This window comes from Streptomyces flavovariabilis (assembly GCF_000725785.1).
Taxonomy (GTDB): domain Bacteria; phylum Actinomycetota; class Actinomycetes; order Streptomycetales; family Streptomycetaceae; genus Streptomyces; species Streptomyces hawaiiensis.
The window spans coordinates 33,071-50,428 of the sequence record NZ_JNXD01000002.1 but is presented as its reverse complement, the minus strand read 5'-3'; the positions used below and the strand labels follow the sequence as shown (position 1 = coordinate 50,428).

The following is a 17,358-nucleotide window of genomic DNA, read 5'->3' as shown; positions in this document are numbered from 1 at the left end:
GTCCGGTGTCCGAGTTTGCCGTTAGCCTGGCGCGACGCAATCACGTTCTGGATGGGGGACGGTCGTTACGCATGGCCAGGGAATTCCAACGCGGCCACAAGGCCAGAATCAGTGACCTCACCGCGGGCACCGATCTGTACGTAGGTGTACAGATCGCCGGCCCCGGGCTGAGCTTCGACATCAGCTGCTTCGGCCTCGACGCCGACGAACGGCTCTCGGACGACCGGTACTTCGTCTTCTTCAACCAGCCGAAGTCCCCCGAGGAGTCCATTCAGCTCCTGGGCGCCCAGGCGGGCGACACGGAGTCCTTCAGGGTGACACTCGACCGGATCCCGTCGCAGATCCAGAAGCTGTCCTTCACGGCGACGATCGACGGCGCCGGCCAGATGTCGCAGATCACCTCCGGTTACATCCGCATCGTCGCGGGCGGCGAGGAGGTGGCGCGCTACTCCTTCAACGGTTCGGAGTTCTCCACCGAACGGGCCGTGATGCTGGGCGACTTCTACCTCAAGGACGTCTGGCGGTTCGCCGCCGTAGGGCAGGGCTTCGACGGCGGTCTGGACGCGCTGCTGCAGAACTTCGGCGGCGAGGTGGCCGAAGAGGAGACACCCGCGCCCGCCCCGCAGCAGCCGCAGGCCGGAGCAGCCCCGGGCTTCGCCCCGCCCGCGTTCGGAGTGCCCGGAACCCCGGAAGCAGCCCCGGCCCCCGCGCCGGCGGCGCCTCCGGCCCCCGTGCCCCAGCCCGCCGCGCAGGGCTTCGCGCCCCCGCCCGGCCCCACCCCGCCGGCCCCGGCGCCCGCGCCCCAGGTGCACGCCGCTCCGACCATCGTCGCGCCCCTGAACACCCCGCCCGGTGGCTCACCGGTACCGCCGCCGGCCCCGGCGCCCGCGCCGTACGGTCAGCCGGGTCAGCAGCCGGCGCAGTACGGCCAGGTCCCCGGCCAGACGGCCCCGCCGCCTCCCGGCTACGGCCAGCCCCAGGCGCCCCACGCCCCGGCCCCGCCGCCCGGTTACGGCCAGCCCACACCGCCCCCGGGCTACGGCCAGCAGCAGCCGCCGTTCGGGCAGGCGCCCTACGGAGCCCCGCAGGGGCCCCCTCAAGGCGCTCCCCAGGGTGCCGGTGTGTCCGCCGCACTCCAGCAGTTCAAGGAGACCCCGACGGGGCAGCGCTGGACCCAGCAGAACAAGAAGCTGGTCCGCGTCGACCTCGGCATCGGCGGGCAGCCCGTGCTGGCACGGCAGGGCAGCATGGTGCTCTACCAGGGCAAGGTCGACTTCAGCTACAAGGGCGCCGGCTTCGCCGGCCGGATCGTGGGCAACGCGACCGGCCAGGAGATGCAGCTGATGCGCTGTACCGGCCAGGGGCAGGTGTTCCTCGCCGAGAACTCGACGATGCTGCACCCCCTCGAGCTCCAGGGCGACGCCGTGTGTGTCTCCGCCGAGAACGTCCTCGCGTTCGACGAGAGCCTCCAGTACGAAATCCGCCGTATCGAGGGCCACGGCATCCCCGGCGGCGCGCTGTTCACGATGCAGTTCCAGGGCACCGGCACGATCGTCGTGAAGACGCACGGCACGCCCGTGGTGCTGCCCGTCACGCCCACCACGTTCGCCGACTGCAACGCCGTGGTCGCCTGGTCGGCCGCCGCGCAGGTCGTCGTCTCCAGCCAGGTGCGGATGCGCCGCAACGCCTACCCCGGCGACACCGGGGAGAGCGTCAATCTCCAGTTCCGGGGCGCGCCCGGCAACTTCATCGTCGTCCAGCCGTACGAGGTCTGAGGGAGCCCGTCATGACACAGCAGCTCGCGGGCCATGCCCCCGCACCCGTCACCGCCCGCATGGAGAACCACGGCAACCACATGCTGAAGGTCGCCATGCAGACGGGGAACGACCTCCTCGCGCGCGTGGGGTCGATGGTCGCCTACGAAGGGTTCGTGCAGTACGAGCCCAACCCGCCGGCCGTGCGCCAGATCGCGAAGGACTGGATGACCGGCGAGGGCGCGCCCCTGATGAAGTGCTCCGGCGACGGCCTGCTCTACCTCGCCGACTACGGGGCGAACGTCGTCGTCATCAACCTCAACGGCGACGGCATCTCCGTCAACGCCACCAACCTGCTCGCTTTCGACGCCCACCTGACGTGGGGCGTGGAGCGGGTCAAGGGCCTGGCGAAGTTCGCGGGGCAGGGCCTGTGGAACACCAAGATCTCCGGGCAGGGCTGGGTCGCGCTGACCTCCCGGGGCAAGCCGATCGTCGTCGACTGCGGCGGCGGTGAGGACGAGACGTACGTCGACCCCGACGCGCTCGTCGCCTGGTCCCCGAACCTCAAGGTGAAGGGCAAGCGCAGCTTCCGCGCCCAGTCGCTGATCGGCCGCGGCAGCGGCGAGGCCTACCAGATGGCCTTCTCCGGTCAGGGCATCGTCGTCGTCCAGCCCAGCGAGGACAGCACCGACCGCCTCCGGGCCCGGGGCTGAGGGGGAACCACACGCCATGCAGAGCCCGATTTTCGCCTACAACGAGCAGCAGACCCAGGAGCGCTGGAGTCTGCAGAACAAGCAGATGCTGCGCGTGACCCTCGAGGGCCACGACGACATCCTGGCCCGCAAGGGCACCATGGTCGCCTACCAGGGCCTCGTCGAGTTCGACGCCGAGTACCAGAGCAACGACCAGGCACGCTCGCGTGCGCACACCGGAGAGGGCCTCGACCTGATGCGCTGCCACGGGCAGGGCACGGTCTACCTCGCCAACCTCAAGCAGCACGTCCACGTCATGGAGGTGGACCAGGACGGCCTCACCGTCGACAGCAGCTACGTGCTGGCGATGGACTCCTCGCTGCACCACGAGGTCATCGCCGTGGACAGCCTGTACGGCATCTCCGGCTCCGGGAAGTACCAGCTCAACATCACGGGCCGGGGCAAGGTCGCTCTGATGACCTCGGGGATGCCGCTGCTGCTGCACGTGACGCCGGACAAGTACGTCAACTGCGACGCCGACGCGATCGTCGCCTGGTCGACGAGCCTGCGGGTGCAGATGCAGGCCCAGACACACTCCTCCGGGGTGTGGCGGCGCCGCGGCAACACCGGCGAGGGCTGGGAGCTGAGCTTCATGGGCACCGGCTTCGCGCTGGTCCAGCCCAGCGAGCTGCTGCCCCCGCAGAACGCCCAGATCGGCTCGGGCCTCTCCGCCCAGTACGGCATGGGCCAGCAGGGGGCGCGCGGGCAGAACCAGGGCAACGTCTGGAGCTGAGCGCTCCGCGGGTTCGGCGGACGGCCTCGGAAGGGCCGCGGCCCGCCGTCAGGACCGGAGGTAAGGGGCGGCTGCCGAAGCAGCCGCCCCTTACCTACGCCGTCAGGCCCCGAGTCTCGCCCGCGTCGCCCGCAGCAGCCGGACGACCGACTCGTCCGCCACCTCCGGAACCTCGTCGTACCCGAACCAGCGCACGTCGAGTGACTCGTCGCTGATCGCGTGCACGGCGTCCGGCGGTGCCACGACCGCGTACTGGACGTCGAAGTGGCAGTGGCACGGCGGCGGGATCGGATGCCGGTCCAGGCGCACCGGGCCGCCGGGCAGCAGGGAGAGACCCGGCACGCCGGACTCCTCCGCCGCCTCACGCAGGGCCGCATCCGCCAGTGAGGCGTCGCCCGGCTCGCAGTGGCCGCCCATCTGCAGCCACATCCGCAGCTTCTTGTGCAGGGTGAGCAGCACCCGGCCGCCCTCGGGGTCGATCACCAGCGCGCTCGCCGTGATGTGCCCCGCGTGGCAGGCCTTCCACAAGCCGTCCGGGTGCTCCGCCAGATGGTCGAGATAGGCCTGGCGGAGGTCCGTCTGGTCCTCGTACCCCTTCAGCACGAGGACCGCGTCGTCGTACAGGCTCACCCGGCGTCGTCGCCCTTGTTCTCGTCCTCGCCCTCGTCCTTCTTCTTCAGGTCGGGCTTGTCCGCCGCCTCGCCGAGCATCTTGTCCAGCTCGGAGAAGTCGATCTGCTCGCGGTGCACGAAGCCGTCCGGGTCGTCCAGGTCGGTCGCCGTCGGCAGCATGTCCGGGTGGTGCCACACGGCGTCCCGGCCGTCGACACCGCGCGCGTCCGTGAGCGAGGCCCACAGACGGGAGGCGTCCCGCAGGCGGCGCGGGCGCAGCTCCAGCCCGATCAGCGTGGCGAACGTCTGCTCGGCCGGACCGCCCGAGGCGCGGCGGCGGCGCAGCGTCTCGCGCAGGGCGTCGGCGGACGCCAGGCGGGGTTTCGCGGCGGCGTGGACCACCGCGTCCACCCAGCCCTCCACGAGCGCCAGAGCCGTCTCCAGACGGGCCAGAGCGGCCTTCTGCTCGGGCGTGTCCTCCGGCTGGAACATGCCCTGCTGGAGCGCCTCCTGCAGCTGCTCCGGGTTCTGCGGGTCGAACTGGCCGACCACGTCCTCCAGCTTGGCCGTGTCGACCTTGATCCCGCGCGCATAGCCGTCGACCGCACCGAACAGATGCGAGCGCAGCCATGGCACGTGCGCGAAGAGACGCTGGTGGGCGGCCTCGCGCAGGGCGAGATACAGCCGCACCTCCTCCTGGGGGACGCTCAGGTCCTTGCCGAACGTCTCGATGTTCACCGGCAGCAGCGCGGCCTTGCCGGCCGGACCGAGCGGCAGGCCGATGTCGGACGAGCCGACGACCTCGCCGGCGAGCACGCCGACGGCCTGGCCGATCTGCGTGCCGAACATGGCGCCGCCCATGGAGCGCATCATGCCGATCAGCGGGCCGGCCATGGCCTGCATCTCCTCCGGCAGGACGTCGCCCATGGCGGTGCCGACGCGCTCGGCGACCGGGTCGACGAGCTCCTTCCAGGCGGGCAGGGTGGCCTCGACCCACTCCGCGCGGCTCCAGGCCACCGCGGAGGCGGCGCCGGAGGGCAGGGAGGTGGCATCGTCGAGCCACAGGTCGGCGAGGCGGACGGCTTCCTCGACGCCCTTGCGGTCGGCGGGGCCGACGCTGGCGTCCTTGGTGCCGTCAGGGCTGCCCTGGGAGACCGTCTGGCGGGCGATCTGCTTGGCCATGTCCCAGTTCACCGGGCCGCCCTCGTAGGAGAGCATCTGGCCGAGTTGCTGGAACGCGGCGCCCAGGTCGGTGGGGTTCAGCGACCCGAACATGGCTGCGAACGGATTGTCCGCACCGGGGCCGCCGGGGCCGCCAGGGCCTCCGCCGAAGCCTCCGGCTCCGGGCAGGCCGCCGAAACCGAACGGGTTGGCCGGTCCCTGACCACCACCGCTCTGCTGGTCCTTCTTCTTGCCCTCGTCGCCGTCGTCCGGCTCCTCCGGCGGAAGGCCGAATCCGAATGGGGTGTCACTCACGGGATTCCTCGGCTGGTAGGGCCGCCGGTTCTTTCCGGCGGCACGGCTGCCCGACATCACCACCCAGCGTAGACACCTGGGGCGGATCGGGCCTCGGTGCTTCGCCGACTGACGGCCTGCGGCAGGATGGATGCCACCTGGTACGCACGCGTCGGACGCGCTCGTACTGAAGACAACCGCTGGAGACGCCCGGTGAGTTCCCCAGATCCGCAGGTTCGCGCAGCGCGAAACCAGTCAACCAGTTCCGCGAGTCCCGCGCCGCGCGGGCCCGTCGTCGCGGTCACCGGCGCCGCGTACGGCGTAGGAGCCCTGCTCACCGAGCAGCTCGCCGCATCCGACGAGGTCAAGCAGGTCGTGGCCATCGACGAGCGGCGCGGCGAGTGCGCGGCGGCACAGTGGCACATTCTGGACGTACGGGATCCGGCCATCGCGGACAAGCTGCGCGGTGCCGACGTGGTGGTGCACCTGGCGCTGGATCTCGATCTCGAGACGGACGCCGCCGCCCGAACGGCCTACAACGTACGGGGGACGCAGACCGTCCTGACGGCGGCCGCGGCGGCCGGAGTGCACCGGGTCGTGCTCTGCACCTCGGCAATGGTCTACGGGGCGCTGCCCGACAACGAGCTGCCGCTGTCCGAGGACGCCGAGCTGCGCGCCACGGCCGAGGCGACCGGCGTCGGCGACCTGCTGGAGATCGAACGGCTGGCGCGGCGCGCGCCCCGGGCGCACCCGGGGCTCAATGTCACCGTGGTACGGCCGGCAGTGCTGGTGGGTGGCACGGACACCGCGCTGACCAGGTACTTCGAATCTCCCCGGCTTCTCGTCGTCGCCGGGTCGCGGCCCGCGTGGCAGTTCTGCCACGTCGAGGACCTGTGCAACGCGCTGGAGTACGCCGTCCTGGAGAAGGTCGACGGGGAACTGACTGTCGGGTGCGACGGCTGGCTGGAGCAGGAGGAGGTCGAGGAGCTCAGCGGCATCCGCCGGATGGAGCTGCCGTCGGCGGTCGCGCTGGGCGCGGCGGCGCGGCTGCACCGGATCGGGCTCACGCCGTCCCCGGCCGGCGACCTGGCGTACACGATGTACCCCTGGGTGGTGAGCGGCAGCCGGCTGCACGACGCCGGATGGCGGCCGCAGTACACCAACGAGGAGGTGCTGGCGGAACTCCTGGAGGAGGTCTCCGGCCGGCACACGGTCGCCGGGCGCCGGCTGGGCCGCAAGGACGCGACGGCCGCGGGTGCCGCCGGCGCGACGGTGGCACTGCTCGGTGCGGCGGCGGTGGTGCGGCGGGCACGGAAGGCCCGGCGGCGGATCTGAGGGACGCCTTGTAGGAGACTCCGAACGCGTACGCGCGCGTGCCGGTCGATAGCTCTATTCCGTGCTGTCGGTGGTGTGCGGCACGATGGAGGCATGGAAACCACGAACGATCACCCCGGTGAGCAGGCCGCGCAGGATCCGGTCAAGCTGATCGGGATCCGGGACTCGGCCCTCTCCCTGGACGAGGTGTTCCGGGCCGTCGGGGACGACGCGGCCGGGGGCACCGCGCTCTTCGTGGGAACCGTGCGGAACCACGACGGGGGGGCTGACGTCGAGGAGCTGGGGTATTCGTGCCACCCCAGCGCCGAGACCGAGATGCGGCGGATCGCCGAGAAGGTCGCAGCCGAGTTCCCGGTGCGGGCCCTGGCGGCCGTGCACCGCGTCGGGGACCTCCGGGTCGGGGACCTGGCCGTGGTCGTCGCCGTCTCCTGCCCGCATCGTGGAGAGGCCTTCGAGGCCTGCCGGAAGCTGATCGACGACCTGAAGCACGAAGTGCCCATCTGGAAGCACCAGAAGTTCTCCGACGGCACCGAGGAATGGGTCGGCGCGTAGCGCCGTCCTTGACGGGTGGTGACCGGGCGACGGGAGGGCGGGTCGGCGCCTGTTGATCCGGGAAGCCGCCTTCCGGTTGCGTAACCGCACCCCTGCCGTGAGCGTTGTCACTGCGGATCGTTAATCTGCTGATCAGTCAGTTGCGGATGCTCAAAGGGTTGGAGGTCGGCATGGCGGCGCTCGCCTGGTTGCTGATTCCGCTTGCGGCTGCCATCGGCGCGGGGCTCTGGGGCAGTTGGGCCAGCCGGAACCGCAAGGTCCGCAACGACGGACCGGAACTCATCGGCTACGCCCGCTTCCGCGAGGCCATGGAGAAGCCCCGGCCGGGTGCCTGACGGTCGAAGACCAGCAGGTCACAGGCTTGGCACAGTGCAGGGCCGCCTCGGACGGGCGGCCCTGACGGTGCGCTGACAGGACCGTCCCGTAGTGTCGAGTCATGCCACGCCGCACCGCGACGATGCTCGCCTCCACCCTGATGCTGATCGCGCTCCTGTGCGCGGGAGTGTTCATCCCCGTGCCCTATGCGGAGATGTCCCCGGGGCCGACGGTGAACACGCTGGGCGATCATGACGGTGAGCCGGTGCTGCAGATCACGGGGAAGAAGACCTACGCGACCGATGGCCACCTGAACATGACCACGGTCCGGGTCACGAGCGCCGACTACCGGATGAACCTGGTCGAAGCGGTGTACGGCTGGCTCGCCCACGACAACAAGGTCGTGTCGCACGAGACGCTCTACCCGGACGGCAAGACCGAGGAGCAGTCCACCCAGGAGAACGCCGAGGAGTTCAGCCAGTCCCAGGAGAGCGCCAAGGTCGCCGCCCTGAAGCAGCTGGACGTCCCGGTGAAGTCCTGGGTGATCGTCTCGACGGTCGTCAAGGACTCCCCGGCCGAGGGCAAGCTGCACGCGGGGGACGTGATCAAGGCCGTCGACGGTACGGCGGTGAAGGAACCGGCCGACGTCGCGAAGCTCGTCACCAAGCACAAGCCGGGCCAGGACGTCCGCTTCACGATCGTGCCGGCCAAGGAGCAGGCCGCCGCGGAGAAGGAGAAGCGGACGCCGACCAGGACGCAGGACATCAGCATGACCACCACGATGTCCGACGACACCGGTGAGAAGCGCGCCATCGTGGGGATCTCCGCGGGGACCGACCACACGTTCCCGTTCACCATCGACATCAAGCTCGCCGACGTCGGCGGGCCGAGCGCCGGGCTGATGTTCGCTCTCGGCATCTACGACAAGCTCACCCCGGGCAGCCTGACCGGCGGCAAGTTCGTGGCGGGCACCGGCACGATCGACGACGCCGGCAAGGTCGGGCCGATCGGCGGTATCGAGATGAAGACCGTCGGCGCGCGGGCCAAGGGCGCCCAGTACTTCTTGACGCCCGCCGACAACTGCGCGGCCGCCGTCAAGGACACCCCCGACGGCCTCACCCTCATCAAGGTGGGCACCATCAAGGACGCCCTCGGCGCTCTCGAGGACATCCGCAGCGGCGACACCGCGGATCTGCCGAAGTGCGGTAAGTAGCCCGGGGACAAGGGCCCGGAAAGCCGGGCCCCCGCGGTCCTCCGGGGCTACTCCTCGAACGTCGCAGCCAGCGCCTCCGCCAGCCCCGGGACCAGGTCGGAGCCGGTCAGGACCTCGGTGGGGGAGTCTTTCTCGCGCAGCCGCAGAGCCGACTCACGCGTGCCGTCGCGCAGGACCCCGACCGTCATGCGGACCTCCTGGCGGTCCGGGTGTTCCGCCACCCACTTCGTGAGCGCGGCCTCGCTCAGACCTTGCGGAACCTGGGCCTCCGCGGACGGCGGCAGCATCAGGCGCTCCACGGCGAGGGCGCAGCCGACCACGGCGTCGGGCCAGGCGATGGTGGCCAGGAACTCGTCGAGCGGCTTGCCCGTTGGAACTTCGTCCTGCTCGATCGGGGTGAGGCCGGAGGTCTCCGACTCGTCCCCCAGACCGAGCCGGTCCGCGAGCGAGGGCTGTTCGGCCCGCAGCCGTGCGGTGTCGACGAGGGCGAAAAGGCGGGCTGACTGGTCCCAGCCGAGGCCGGAGACGTACTCGTCGATCTCGAGAACGGCCCGGGTGAGCGGGTTGGCAGCCATGGGAGTGTTGGACATGGTCACAATCCTGCCTCGTTCCCGGCCGGAATCGGGAACCGAGTAAACGGTGAGTAAGTTGCATAGGTGGGGGCCCACGATCACGGGGGCCACAGACGGTCCGTGAAGACGCGGGCCTGACGAATCAACAGCGAACTTCGAGGTGCGCACCTTGGCTTTCCAGATGCCGGACCGCGGCGGAGGCCCTTCGGGGCCGCGGATCAGAGTGGGCCGCCCGTCCCGGCGTGTCCGGACCCTGCTCATGACGCTGGGCGTCCTGGCCGTTCTCGGCATGGCGTTCACCATGTTCGCGGGCTTTTGGACGGACTGGCTCTGGTACCGGTCGGTGGACTACTCCTCGGTCTTCACCACCACCCTGTGGACCAAGATCGGGCTTTTCTTCGTCTTCGGCCTGCTCATGGCCCTGGCCGTCGGCTTCAACATCTGGCTGGCGCACCGGCTGCGGCCGCCGCTGAGTGCCATGTCGATGGAGCAGCAGAACCTCGACCGCTACCGGATGGGCATCGCGCCCTACAAGAAGTGGCTGCTGTTCGGGATCACCGCCCTGGTGGGCCTGATCGCCGGCGCCTCCGCCTCCGGTCAGTGGCGGACGTGGCTGATGTGGGTCAACGGCGTGCCCTTCGGGCAGAAGGACCCGCAGTTCAAGCTGGACGTCTCCTTCTACGCCTTCGACCTGCCCTGGTACCGGTTCCTGCTCGGCTTCGGCTTCGCCGCCGCGATCCTGTCCGTGATCGCCGCCGCGCTCACGCACTACCTGTACGGCGGGCTGCGGGTCACCAGTCCCGGCGCCCGCGCCACGGCCGCGGCCACCGGGCACCTGTCGGTGCTCATCGGCATCTTCGTGGCCCTGAAGGCGGTCGCGTACTGGCTCGACCGGTACGGACTCGCGGTGAAGTCCAGCGACTTCCGGGCGACCGACAACTGGACGGGCCTGAGGTACGTCGACGCCAACGCCTATCTGCCGGCGAAGACGATCCTGTTCTGCATCGCCGTCATCTGCGCGCTGCTGTTCTTCGCCACCATCTGGCGGCGCACCTGGCAGCTGCCCGTGATCGGCTTCGGCCTGATGGTGCTCTCCGCGATCCTCATCGGCGGTCTCTACCCGGCGATCGTGCAGAAGTTCCAGGTCCAGCCGAACGAGCAGGCCAAGGAAGCGCCGTACGTCGAGAAGAACCTCGAGGCGACGCGCAAGGCCTACGGCATCGACGGCACCAAGGTCACCGACTACACGGGCACCAGCACGACCGAGGACAAGACCAAGCTCCGCGACGACGTCGACTCCACGGCGAGCATCCGGATCATGGACCCGAACGTCGTCTCGCCGACGTTCCAGCAGCTCCAGCAGATCAGGAACTACTACGCGTTCCCGAACAACCTGGACGTCGACCGCTACGCCAAGGACGGCAAGGACCAGGACACGGTCATCGGCCTGCGTGAGCTGAACCTCGCGGGCATCCCGAAGAAGAACTGGATCAACAACCACTTCCGTTACACCCACGGATTCGGAGTGGTCGCTGCCGAGGGCACCAGCGCCGACGCCCAGGGCCGGCCGAACTTCACGGAGTCCGACCTGCCCTCCGAGGGTGACCTCGGCACGTACGAGCAGCGGATCTACTACGGCGAGAAGACCGACACGTACTCGATCGTCGGCGGTCCCCAGAAGGAGATCGACTACTCCGACGACAACGGAGAGAAGACCACCAGCTACAAGGGCGACAGCGGGGTCAACCTTTCCAACCCGGTCAACCGGGCCGCGTACGCGGTGGCGTTCGGCGAGCCGCAGATCCTGTACTCCGGTGCCATCGGCGACGGTTCGCGGATCCTGTACAACCGCACGCCCAAGGAGCGCGTCGAGGCGGTCGCCCCGTGGCTGACCATCGACGGCGACGCCTACCCGGCGGTCGTGGACGGCCGGATCCAGTGGATCGTCGACGCGTACACGACGACGAACGGCTACCCGTACTCCTCGCGTACGACCCTCGGTGACACCACGGCCGACTCGCTGACCGCCACCAACGACAACCGCGCGGTGGTGGCCCAGCAGAACCAGGTCAACTACATCCGCAACTCGGTGAAGGCCACCGTCGACGCCTACACCGGCAAGGTCAAGCTCTTCCAGTGGGACACCCAGGACCCGGTCCTGAAGACCTGGATGAAGGCCTTCCCGAACACGGTGGAGCCCAAGAGCGACATCTCCAAGTCGCTGATGGACCATATGCGTTACCCCCAGGACCTGTTCAAGGTCCAGCGGGAGCTGCTCACCCGCTACCACGTGAAGGACGCCACGACGTTCCTCAGCGGCAGCGAGGTGTGGCAGGTGCCGGACGACCCGACGAACCGGTCGGGCAGCGCGGTGCCGCCGTACTACCTGAGCATGAGGATGCCCGACCAGAAGGCGCAGGCGTTCTCGCTGACGACGACCTTCACACCCAACGGCCGGGACAACCTCAGTGCGTTCATGGCGGTCGACGCCGAGGCGGGCACCAGTGACTACGGCAAGATCAGAATCCTGAAACTGCCGACGAACACCACGGTCAACGGACCCAAGCAGGTCCAGAGCCAGTTCAACTCGCAAGAGGACATCGCCGAGTCCATCAGGCTCCTGAGAGGCGGCGACTCCGAGGTCGAGTACGGCAACCTGCTGACGGTGCCGCTCGACGGAGGGCTGCTGTACGTCGAGCCGGTCTACGTACGCGGTGGCGGACTGAAGTACCCGCTGCTGCGCAAGGTGCTGGTCACCTACGGAGGCCAGACCGCCTTCGAGAACACCCTCGACGAGGCCCTCAACAAGATCTTCGGAGCGGACGGCCCGGCCACCGAGCCACCGGACGAGGGCGATACGACGACACCTCCGCCGACGTCCGACAACCCGACGGTCCAGCAGGCCCTGCAGGACGCCCAGAAGGCGTTCGACGCGGGCCAGGAGGCCCTGAAGAAGAACGACTGGGAGGCGTACGGGAAGGCGCAGAAGGACCTCGAGGACGCGCTGCGGCGGGCCGAGGACGCACAGTCCGAGGCGAGCCGGGCGGGCGGTTCCGGGGGCGGCGAGAGCAAGCCCGGCGACAGCCCGAGCGGCAGTCCGAGCCCGAAGCCGAGCAGCTAGGCCCCTGGCCTGGTCAAATGCCCACCCCGCGCCGTGATACGGTTGTGAACACAACGGCGCGGGGTGGAGCAGCTCGGTAGCTCGCTGGGCTCATAACCCAGAGGTCGCAGGTTCAAATCCTGTCCCCGCTACTGAAGTCGCGATGTCCGAGTGACGGAGTGACACCGAAGGCCCGGATTCCACACAGGAATCCGGGCCTTCGTGATGTGTGAACGCATGTGCTGGCCCGTGCTGCGGCCGCGCCGCCTGGGGGAGTTGGGCAATCTGTGTTTGACTTGTCTCTCTGTGGGCATGTCGACAAAACGCTGAAGTGACCTCACTGGCTGCGGTATACGAGGTGTACCCAGGTTGCAGGTGGTGCGACGATGGACGTTATGGGGGACAAGGCAACTCTGTTCGAGACAGGGCGTTTTGTGCAGCCTTCCAGCCGGGAGGACACCGAGACCCCGGACGAGACCGGGGAGATCGCCGACGAGGCGGCCGAGGAGCTGCGTCAGCGGCTCGCCGCCGAGGCAGGCGACGTCGAGGCGATGAGTGTCCTCGGGGCCATGCTGCTGCGCCGTGGTGACCTCGACGGTGCCGAGCCTCATCTGCGTGCCGCCACCGCCGCGGGCGACCGGGCGGCCGCCAACAACCTGGGAGTCCTCCTCCACCAGCGGGGGTACGCCGACGAGGCCGCCGGATGGTGGCGGATCGCCGCCGTCGCCGGATCCACGGCGGCCGCGCACGCCCTCGGCAGGCACCACCGCGAGCGCGGCGACGAACCCGCCGCCGAGTACTGGCTGCGGCAGTCCGCCGAGCAGGGCCACACGCTGGGCGCGTACGCGCTCGCCGACCTGCTGGAGCACCGCGGTGACGCCGGGGCCGAGCAGTGGATGCGGGTGGCGGCCGAGCGCGGGCACCGGGAGGCGGCGTACCGGCTTGCGCGGGCGCTGGACCGGAAGGCGGCGCGGGAAGCCGACGGTGACAACGGTGTCCAGGTCGAGGAGGCCGAGCAGTGGTACCGGCAGGCCGCCGCGCGCGGCCACCGGCGGGCCGCCCTGCACCTCGGGACGATCCTGGAGAGGCGCGGAGAGCTCAAGGAGGCCGGACGCTGGTACCTGACGTCCGCCAAGGACGGCGAGGCGCGGGCCGCCTGCGCGCTCGGCTTCCTGCTGCGCGACGCGGGCGACACCGAGAACGCCGCCGTGTGGTGGCTGCGGGCCGCCCAGGACGGCGACGGCAACGCGGCGAACGCGCTTGGCGCGCTGCACGCCGAGCGGGGCGAGACCCAGACCGCCGAGCGGTGGTACCGGGCCGCGATGGACGCGGGTGACGTGAACGGCGCGTACAACCTCGGCCTGCTCTGCGCCGAGCAGGGACGCACCCCGCAGGCCGAGCAGTGGTACCGGCGCGCGGCCTACGCCGGGCACCGGGAGGCCGCGAACGCGCTGGCGATCCTGCTGCTGCGGGGCGGCGACGAGACGGGCGCGCAGCCGTGGTTCTCCAAGGCCGCGGAGGCCGGGAGCGTCGACGCCGCCTTCAACCTCGGCATCCTGCACGCCGGGCGGGGCGAGGAGCAGGCCGCGCTGCGCTGGTACGAGCGGGCCGCCGCCGCCGGGCACACCGAGGCGGCGCTCCAGGTCGGCATGGCGAGGCTGCAGGACGGCGACGAGCAGGAGGCCGAGCGGCATCTGCGGTGTGCGGCCGGGGGCGGCAGCGCCGAGGCCGCGTACCGGCTGGCGACCGTGCTCGACGCGCGGCGGCCGCCGGAGCCCGCACACGAGCTCGGGGAGCCGGTGCACCGGCGGAGCGAGTGCGAGGAGTGGTACGAGCGGGCGGCGTCCCAGGGGCACCGGCGGGCGCAGGTACGGGTGGGCATGCTGGCGGCGGCCCGGGGCGATGTCGTCGAGGCGGCCCGGTGGTACCGGGAGGCGGCCGAGGCCGGCTCCCGCAACGGCGCGTTCAATCTCGGGCTGCTGCTGGCCCGGGAGGGCAGTGATCCCGAGGCGGCGGTGTGGTGGAAGCGGGCCGCCGCTGCCGGGCACGGGCGGGCGGCGTTGCGGCTGGCCCTGGTCTACGCGCGTCGGGGTGAGCTGGCGGAGGGACAGCGGTGGGCCGATCGGGCCGTGTCGCTGGGGCCGGCGTCGGTCGCCGAGAGGGCGGAGCGGTTGAGGGACGCGCTGCGGCAGGAGCTGTGACGCGGGGTGGAGCAGCTCGGTAGCTCGCTGGGCTCATAACCCAGAGGTCGCAGGTTCAAATCCTGTCCCCGCTACTGAAGGCCGAGGGCCGGAATCCGAAAGGGTTCCGGCCCTCGGTGCGTGCGGCGTCATGCGGGCAGCAGCAGAGAGCCCCGGCACCCATCGGTGCCGGGGCTCTCGTGTGTCGCGTGTGTGCGGGCTAGGCGGCCGCGCAGTTCGGGCAGACGCCGCGGTACGTCACCTCGACGTCCGAGACCGTGAAGCCGAAGCGCTCGGTGTCGGGAAGGTCCGCCAGCGGGTTGCCGACCGGGTGGACGTCCCGGATCGCGCCGCACTGGGCGCAGACCAGGTGGTGATGCGGCTGGTGGGCGTTCGGGTCGTACCGCTTGGCGCGCTGGTCGGTCGAGACCTCCAGCACCTCGCCGAGGGTCACGAGCTCACCCAGCGTGTTGTAGACGGTTGCCCGGGAGATCTCGGGCAGCTTGGCGACGGCCCGGGCATGGACCTCGTCGGCCGTCAGATGGACGTGTTCGCCGTCGAGGACCTCGGCCACGACGCGCCGCTGCGCGGTCATCCGCCATCCGCGTCCGCGCAGGCGTTCCAGAAGGTCACTCATGGCCACCAGCCTAACAGCAAAGGGGACCAGGTCCCGAACAGGTGTGACTTTAGAGTCTCACTTGCTTTAGACATTGTCTATTGTAGGATCGAGAACGGCTTTGGCCGGTGGGCAGGACTGGTCAGGAATGGTGCAGGAGGCGCACGTGACGCAGGGACCGCTTACGACGGAGGCCGGGACCCCGGTCGCCGACAACCAGAACAGCGAGGCCGCGGGTATCGGCGGCCCGGTGCTCGTCCAGGACCAGCTCTTGCTGGAGAAGCTGGCTCACTTCAACCGTGAGCGCATACCGGAGCGCGTCGTGCACGCCCGCGGTGCGGGTGCGTACGGAACCTTCACGGTGACCGCCGACGTCACCCCGTACACGCGCGCCGCGTTCCTCTCCGGGATCGGCAAGCAGACCGAGGTCTTCCTGCGCTTCTCGACGGTGGCCGGCAACCTGGGCGCGGCGGACGCCGTCCGCGACCCGCGTGGCTTCGCGCTGAAGTTCTACACCGAGGAGGGCAACTACGACCTCGTCGGCAACAACACCCCGGTGTTCTTCATCAAGGACGCCATCAAGTTCCCCGACTTCATCCACACCCAGAAGCGCGACCCGTACACCGGCTCGACGGAAGCGGACAATGTCTGGGACTTCTGGAGCCTGTCGCCCGAGTCCACGCACCAGGTGACCTGGCTGTTCGGCGACCGCGGCATCCCCGCCTCGTACCGCCACATGGACGGCTTCGGCTCGCACACCTTCCAGTGGAGCAACGCCGCCGGCGAGGCCTTCTGGGTGAAGTACCACTTCAAGACGGACCAGGGCATCAAGAACCTGACCGCCGAGGCGGCCGCCCGGCTCGCCGGTGAGGACCCCGACTCCCACCAGCGCGACCTGCGTCAGGCCATCGAGCGCGGCGAGTACCCGACCTGGACCGTCGGCGTGCAGATCATGCCGGTGGCCGAGGCGGCGACGTACCGCTTCAACCCGTTCGACCTGACCAAGGTCTGGCCGCACGCGGACTACCCGGTCGTCGAGATCGGCAAGCTGGAGCTCAACCGCAACCCGGAGAACGTCTTCGCCGAGGTCGAGCAGTCGATCTTCAGCCCCGCCCACTTCGTGCCGGGCATCGGGCCCTCCCCGGACAAGATGCTCCAGGGCCGCCTCTTCGCCTACGGCGACGCCCACCGTTACCGCGTCGGCATCAACGCCGACCACCTGCCGGTGAACCGCCCGCACGCCACGGTGGCGCGCACCAACTCCCGTGACGGGTACCTCTACGACGGCCGTCACGGTGGCGCGAAGAACTACGAGCCGAACAGCTTCGGCGGCCCCTTCCAGACGGACCGTCCGCTGTGGTCAGCCACGGCCGTGAGCGGCGCGACGGGCGGCCACCCGGCTCCGGTCCACGCTGAGGATGACGACTTCGTCCAGGCGGGCAACCTCTACCGGCTCATGTCGGAGGACGAGAAGGAGCGCCTGATCGCCAACCTGGCGGGCTTCATCTCCAAGGTCTCGCGCGACGACATCGTCGAGCGGGCGATCGACAACTTCCGTCGGGCCGACGGAGACTACGGCAAGCGGCTGGAGGTCGCGGTCCAGGCCCTGCGCGGCTGAACTCCAGCGCTGGACCGCTTGCGGTAGCGGACGGGCCGGGCCCCCTCAGGGGCCCGGCCCGTCCGCGTGATCACGCCGGAACCTGCTGCCGTGCCGGGGCCCAGCAGCGGATGATGTCGCGGACCGAGACGATGCCGGTGGGTTCGCCGCCGTCCAGCACGATGAGGTGCCGGAAGCCGCCGTGTGCCATGGCGCCCGCCGCCTCCACCAGGGTCCAGGCCGGGGCGGCGAACACGACGTCGGTGGTGGTGTGGGCGTGGGCGCGTTCCGTGTCCGGGTCCTGGCCCAGGCCCACGGAGTTGAGGATGTCGCGTTCGGTGAGGATGCCGATGCCGCCGGCGTCCGGGTCGTGGACCACGGCCGCCCCCACCTTGCGCGCGGACATCAGTGCCGCGGCCTGGCGCAGGGTGTGGGTGGGGCCGATGGTGAGGACGACAGTGCTCATGGCGTCACGGACGAGCATGGATGGAGCCACCTCCTGAGAGTGTCCCCGCCGTTTGTTCAGCGTTTCACAAGTTCACAAGTTGGGGGGACTCTCAGAGTGGCAGGCAA

General features: G+C 70.1%; 15 protein-coding genes and 2 tRNA genes. 12 read left to right on the top strand and 5 right to left on the bottom strand.

Annotated elements, in window-relative coordinates:
* Positions 1-71: 71 nt before the first annotated feature.
* From IO24_RS0105245 to IO24_RS0105235, 3 genes are read left to right on the top strand one after another with little or no spacing between them, the layout of a single operon-like run.
* A complete protein-coding gene (locus IO24_RS0105245) occupies positions 72-1,775 on the top strand; it encodes a TerD family protein (RefSeq protein WP_031132345.1) in 1,704 nt (567 codons plus the stop codon).
* An 11-nt stretch (positions 1,776-1,786) separates the two neighbouring features.
* A complete protein-coding gene (locus IO24_RS0105240) occupies positions 1,787-2,467 on the top strand; it encodes an AIM24 family protein (protein WP_031132343.1) in 681 nt (226 codons plus the stop codon).
* A 16-nt stretch (positions 2,468-2,483) separates the two neighbouring features.
* The gene (locus IO24_RS0105235; RefSeq protein ID WP_031132341.1) at positions 2,484-3,239 is read left to right on the top strand and encodes an AIM24 family protein; all 756 of its coding nucleotides are present in this window, start codon (positions 2,484-2,486) and stop codon (positions 3,237-3,239) included.
* Between the two features lie 102 nt (positions 3,240-3,341).
* Here the strand turns inward: IO24_RS0105235 and IO24_RS0105230 are convergent, their stop codons facing one another.
* Both IO24_RS0105230 and IO24_RS0105225 read right to left on the bottom strand, forming a co-directional pair.
* Entirely contained in the window at positions 3,342-3,869 is a 528-nt protein-coding gene (locus IO24_RS0105230; protein WP_031132339.1) for an NUDIX hydrolase, read from the bottom strand.
* A complete protein-coding gene (locus tag IO24_RS0105225; RefSeq protein WP_031132337.1) occupies positions 3,866-5,326 on the bottom strand; it encodes a zinc-dependent metalloprotease in 1,461 nt (486 codons plus the stop codon). The genes IO24_RS0105230 and IO24_RS0105225 overlap by 4 nt, the downstream gene beginning before the upstream one ends.
* Positions 5,327-5,518: 192 nt before the next feature.
* Here IO24_RS0105225 and IO24_RS0105220 point away from each other — a divergent pair, with 192 nt between their 5' ends.
* From IO24_RS0105220 to IO24_RS0105205, 4 genes are all read left to right on the top strand, one after another.
* On the top strand, positions 5,519-6,640 hold the full coding sequence (locus IO24_RS0105220; RefSeq protein ID WP_031132335.1) for an SDR family oxidoreductase: 1,122 nt from the start codon (positions 5,519-5,521) through the stop codon (positions 6,638-6,640).
* Positions 6,641-6,733: 93 nt separating this feature from the next.
* On the top strand, positions 6,734-7,192 hold the full coding sequence (locus IO24_RS0105215) for a molybdenum cofactor biosynthesis protein MoaE (RefSeq protein ID WP_031132334.1): 459 nt from the start codon (positions 6,734-6,736) through the stop codon (positions 7,190-7,192).
* Between the two features lie 104 nt (positions 7,193-7,296).
* Positions 7,297-7,527: a hypothetical protein gene (locus tag IO24_RS45105; protein ID WP_157851236.1), complete on the top strand. Its 231-nt coding sequence runs from the start codon at positions 7,297-7,299 to the stop codon at positions 7,525-7,527.
* A 101-nt stretch (positions 7,528-7,628) separates the two neighbouring features.
* Complete coding sequence (locus IO24_RS0105205; protein WP_031132333.1) at positions 7,629-8,720, top strand: YlbL family protein; 1,092 nt, start codon at positions 7,629-7,631, stop codon at positions 8,718-8,720.
* Positions 8,721-8,767: 47 nt separating this feature from the next.
* On the opposite strand, the gene IO24_RS0105200 is transcribed toward IO24_RS0105205, so the two are convergent.
* The gene (locus IO24_RS0105200; RefSeq protein ID WP_031132331.1) at positions 8,768-9,310 is read right to left on the bottom strand and encodes a PPA1309 family protein; all 543 of its coding nucleotides are present in this window, start codon (positions 9,308-9,310) and stop codon (positions 8,768-8,770) included.
* A 163-nt stretch (positions 9,311-9,473) separates the two neighbouring features.
* Between IO24_RS0105200 and IO24_RS0105195 the strand changes: the two genes are divergently transcribed.
* The 4 genes from IO24_RS0105195 (at position 9,474) to IO24_RS0105180 (ending at position 14,667) form a co-directional block, all read left to right on the top strand.
* Complete coding sequence (locus IO24_RS0105195) at positions 9,474-12,413, top strand: UPF0182 family membrane protein (RefSeq protein ID WP_045297119.1); 2,940 nt, start codon at positions 9,474-9,476, stop codon at positions 12,411-12,413.
* 57 nt (positions 12,414-12,470) lie between these two features.
* A tRNA-Met gene (locus IO24_RS0105190) sits at positions 12,471-12,544 on the top strand.
* A 234-nt stretch (positions 12,545-12,778) separates the two neighbouring features.
* Positions 12,779-14,593, top strand: a complete 1,815-nt coding sequence (locus IO24_RS0105185) for a tetratricopeptide repeat protein (RefSeq protein ID WP_208861330.1) — start codon at positions 12,779-12,781, stop codon at positions 14,591-14,593.
* Positions 14,594-14,667 (top strand) — tRNA-Met (locus IO24_RS0105180).
* Positions 14,668-14,792: 125 nt separating this feature from the next.
* On the opposite strand, the gene IO24_RS0105175 is transcribed toward IO24_RS0105180, so the two are convergent.
* A complete protein-coding gene (locus tag IO24_RS0105175) occupies positions 14,793-15,209 on the bottom strand; it encodes a Fur family transcriptional regulator (RefSeq protein ID WP_031110441.1) in 417 nt (138 codons plus the stop codon).
* A gap of 145 nt (positions 15,210-15,354) precedes the next feature.
* On the opposite strand from IO24_RS0105175, the gene IO24_RS0105170 reads away from it, so the two are divergent.
* A complete protein-coding gene (locus IO24_RS0105170) occupies positions 15,355-16,806 on the top strand; it encodes a catalase (RefSeq protein WP_031132325.1) in 1,452 nt (483 codons plus the stop codon).
* A gap of 70 nt (positions 16,807-16,876) precedes the next feature.
* Here the strand turns inward: IO24_RS0105170 and IO24_RS0105165 are convergent, their stop codons facing one another.
* Entirely contained in the window at positions 16,877-17,269 is a 393-nt protein-coding gene (locus IO24_RS0105165) for a CBS domain-containing protein (protein WP_031132323.1), read from the bottom strand.
* Positions 17,270-17,358: the final 89 nt, after the last annotated feature.

Excerpts from the sequence above, each read along its gene's own strand:
- IO24_RS0105165 (WP_031132323.1), bottom strand. The coding sequence starts at position 17,269 with ATGCTCGTCCGTGACGCCATGAGCACTGTCGTCCTCACCATCGGCCCC.
- IO24_RS0105175 (WP_031110441.1), bottom strand. The coding sequence starts at position 15,209 with ATGAGTGACCTTCTGGAACGCCTGCGCGGACGCGGATGGCGGATGACC.
- IO24_RS0105200 (WP_031132331.1), bottom strand. The coding sequence starts at position 9,310 with ATGTCCAACACTCCCATGGCTGCCAACCCGCTCACCCGGGCCGTTCTC.
- IO24_RS0105240 (WP_031132343.1), top strand. The coding sequence starts at position 1,787 with ATGACACAGCAGCTCGCGGGCCATGCCCCCGCACCCGTCACCGCCCGC.
- IO24_RS0105185 (WP_208861330.1), top strand. The coding sequence starts at position 12,779 with ATGGACGTTATGGGGGACAAGGCAACTCTGTTCGAGACAGGGCGTTTT.
- IO24_RS0105215 (WP_031132334.1), top strand. The coding sequence starts at position 6,734 with ATGGAAACCACGAACGATCACCCCGGTGAGCAGGCCGCGCAGGATCCG.
- IO24_RS0105245 (WP_031132345.1), top strand. The coding sequence starts at position 72 with ATGGCCAGGGAATTCCAACGCGGCCACAAGGCCAGAATCAGTGACCTC.
- IO24_RS0105235 (WP_031132341.1), top strand. The coding sequence starts at position 2,484 with ATGCAGAGCCCGATTTTCGCCTACAACGAGCAGCAGACCCAGGAGCGC.
- IO24_RS0105195 (WP_045297119.1), top strand. The coding sequence starts at position 9,474 with ATGCCGGACCGCGGCGGAGGCCCTTCGGGGCCGCGGATCAGAGTGGGC.
- IO24_RS0105205 (WP_031132333.1), top strand. The coding sequence starts at position 7,629 with ATGCCACGCCGCACCGCGACGATGCTCGCCTCCACCCTGATGCTGATC.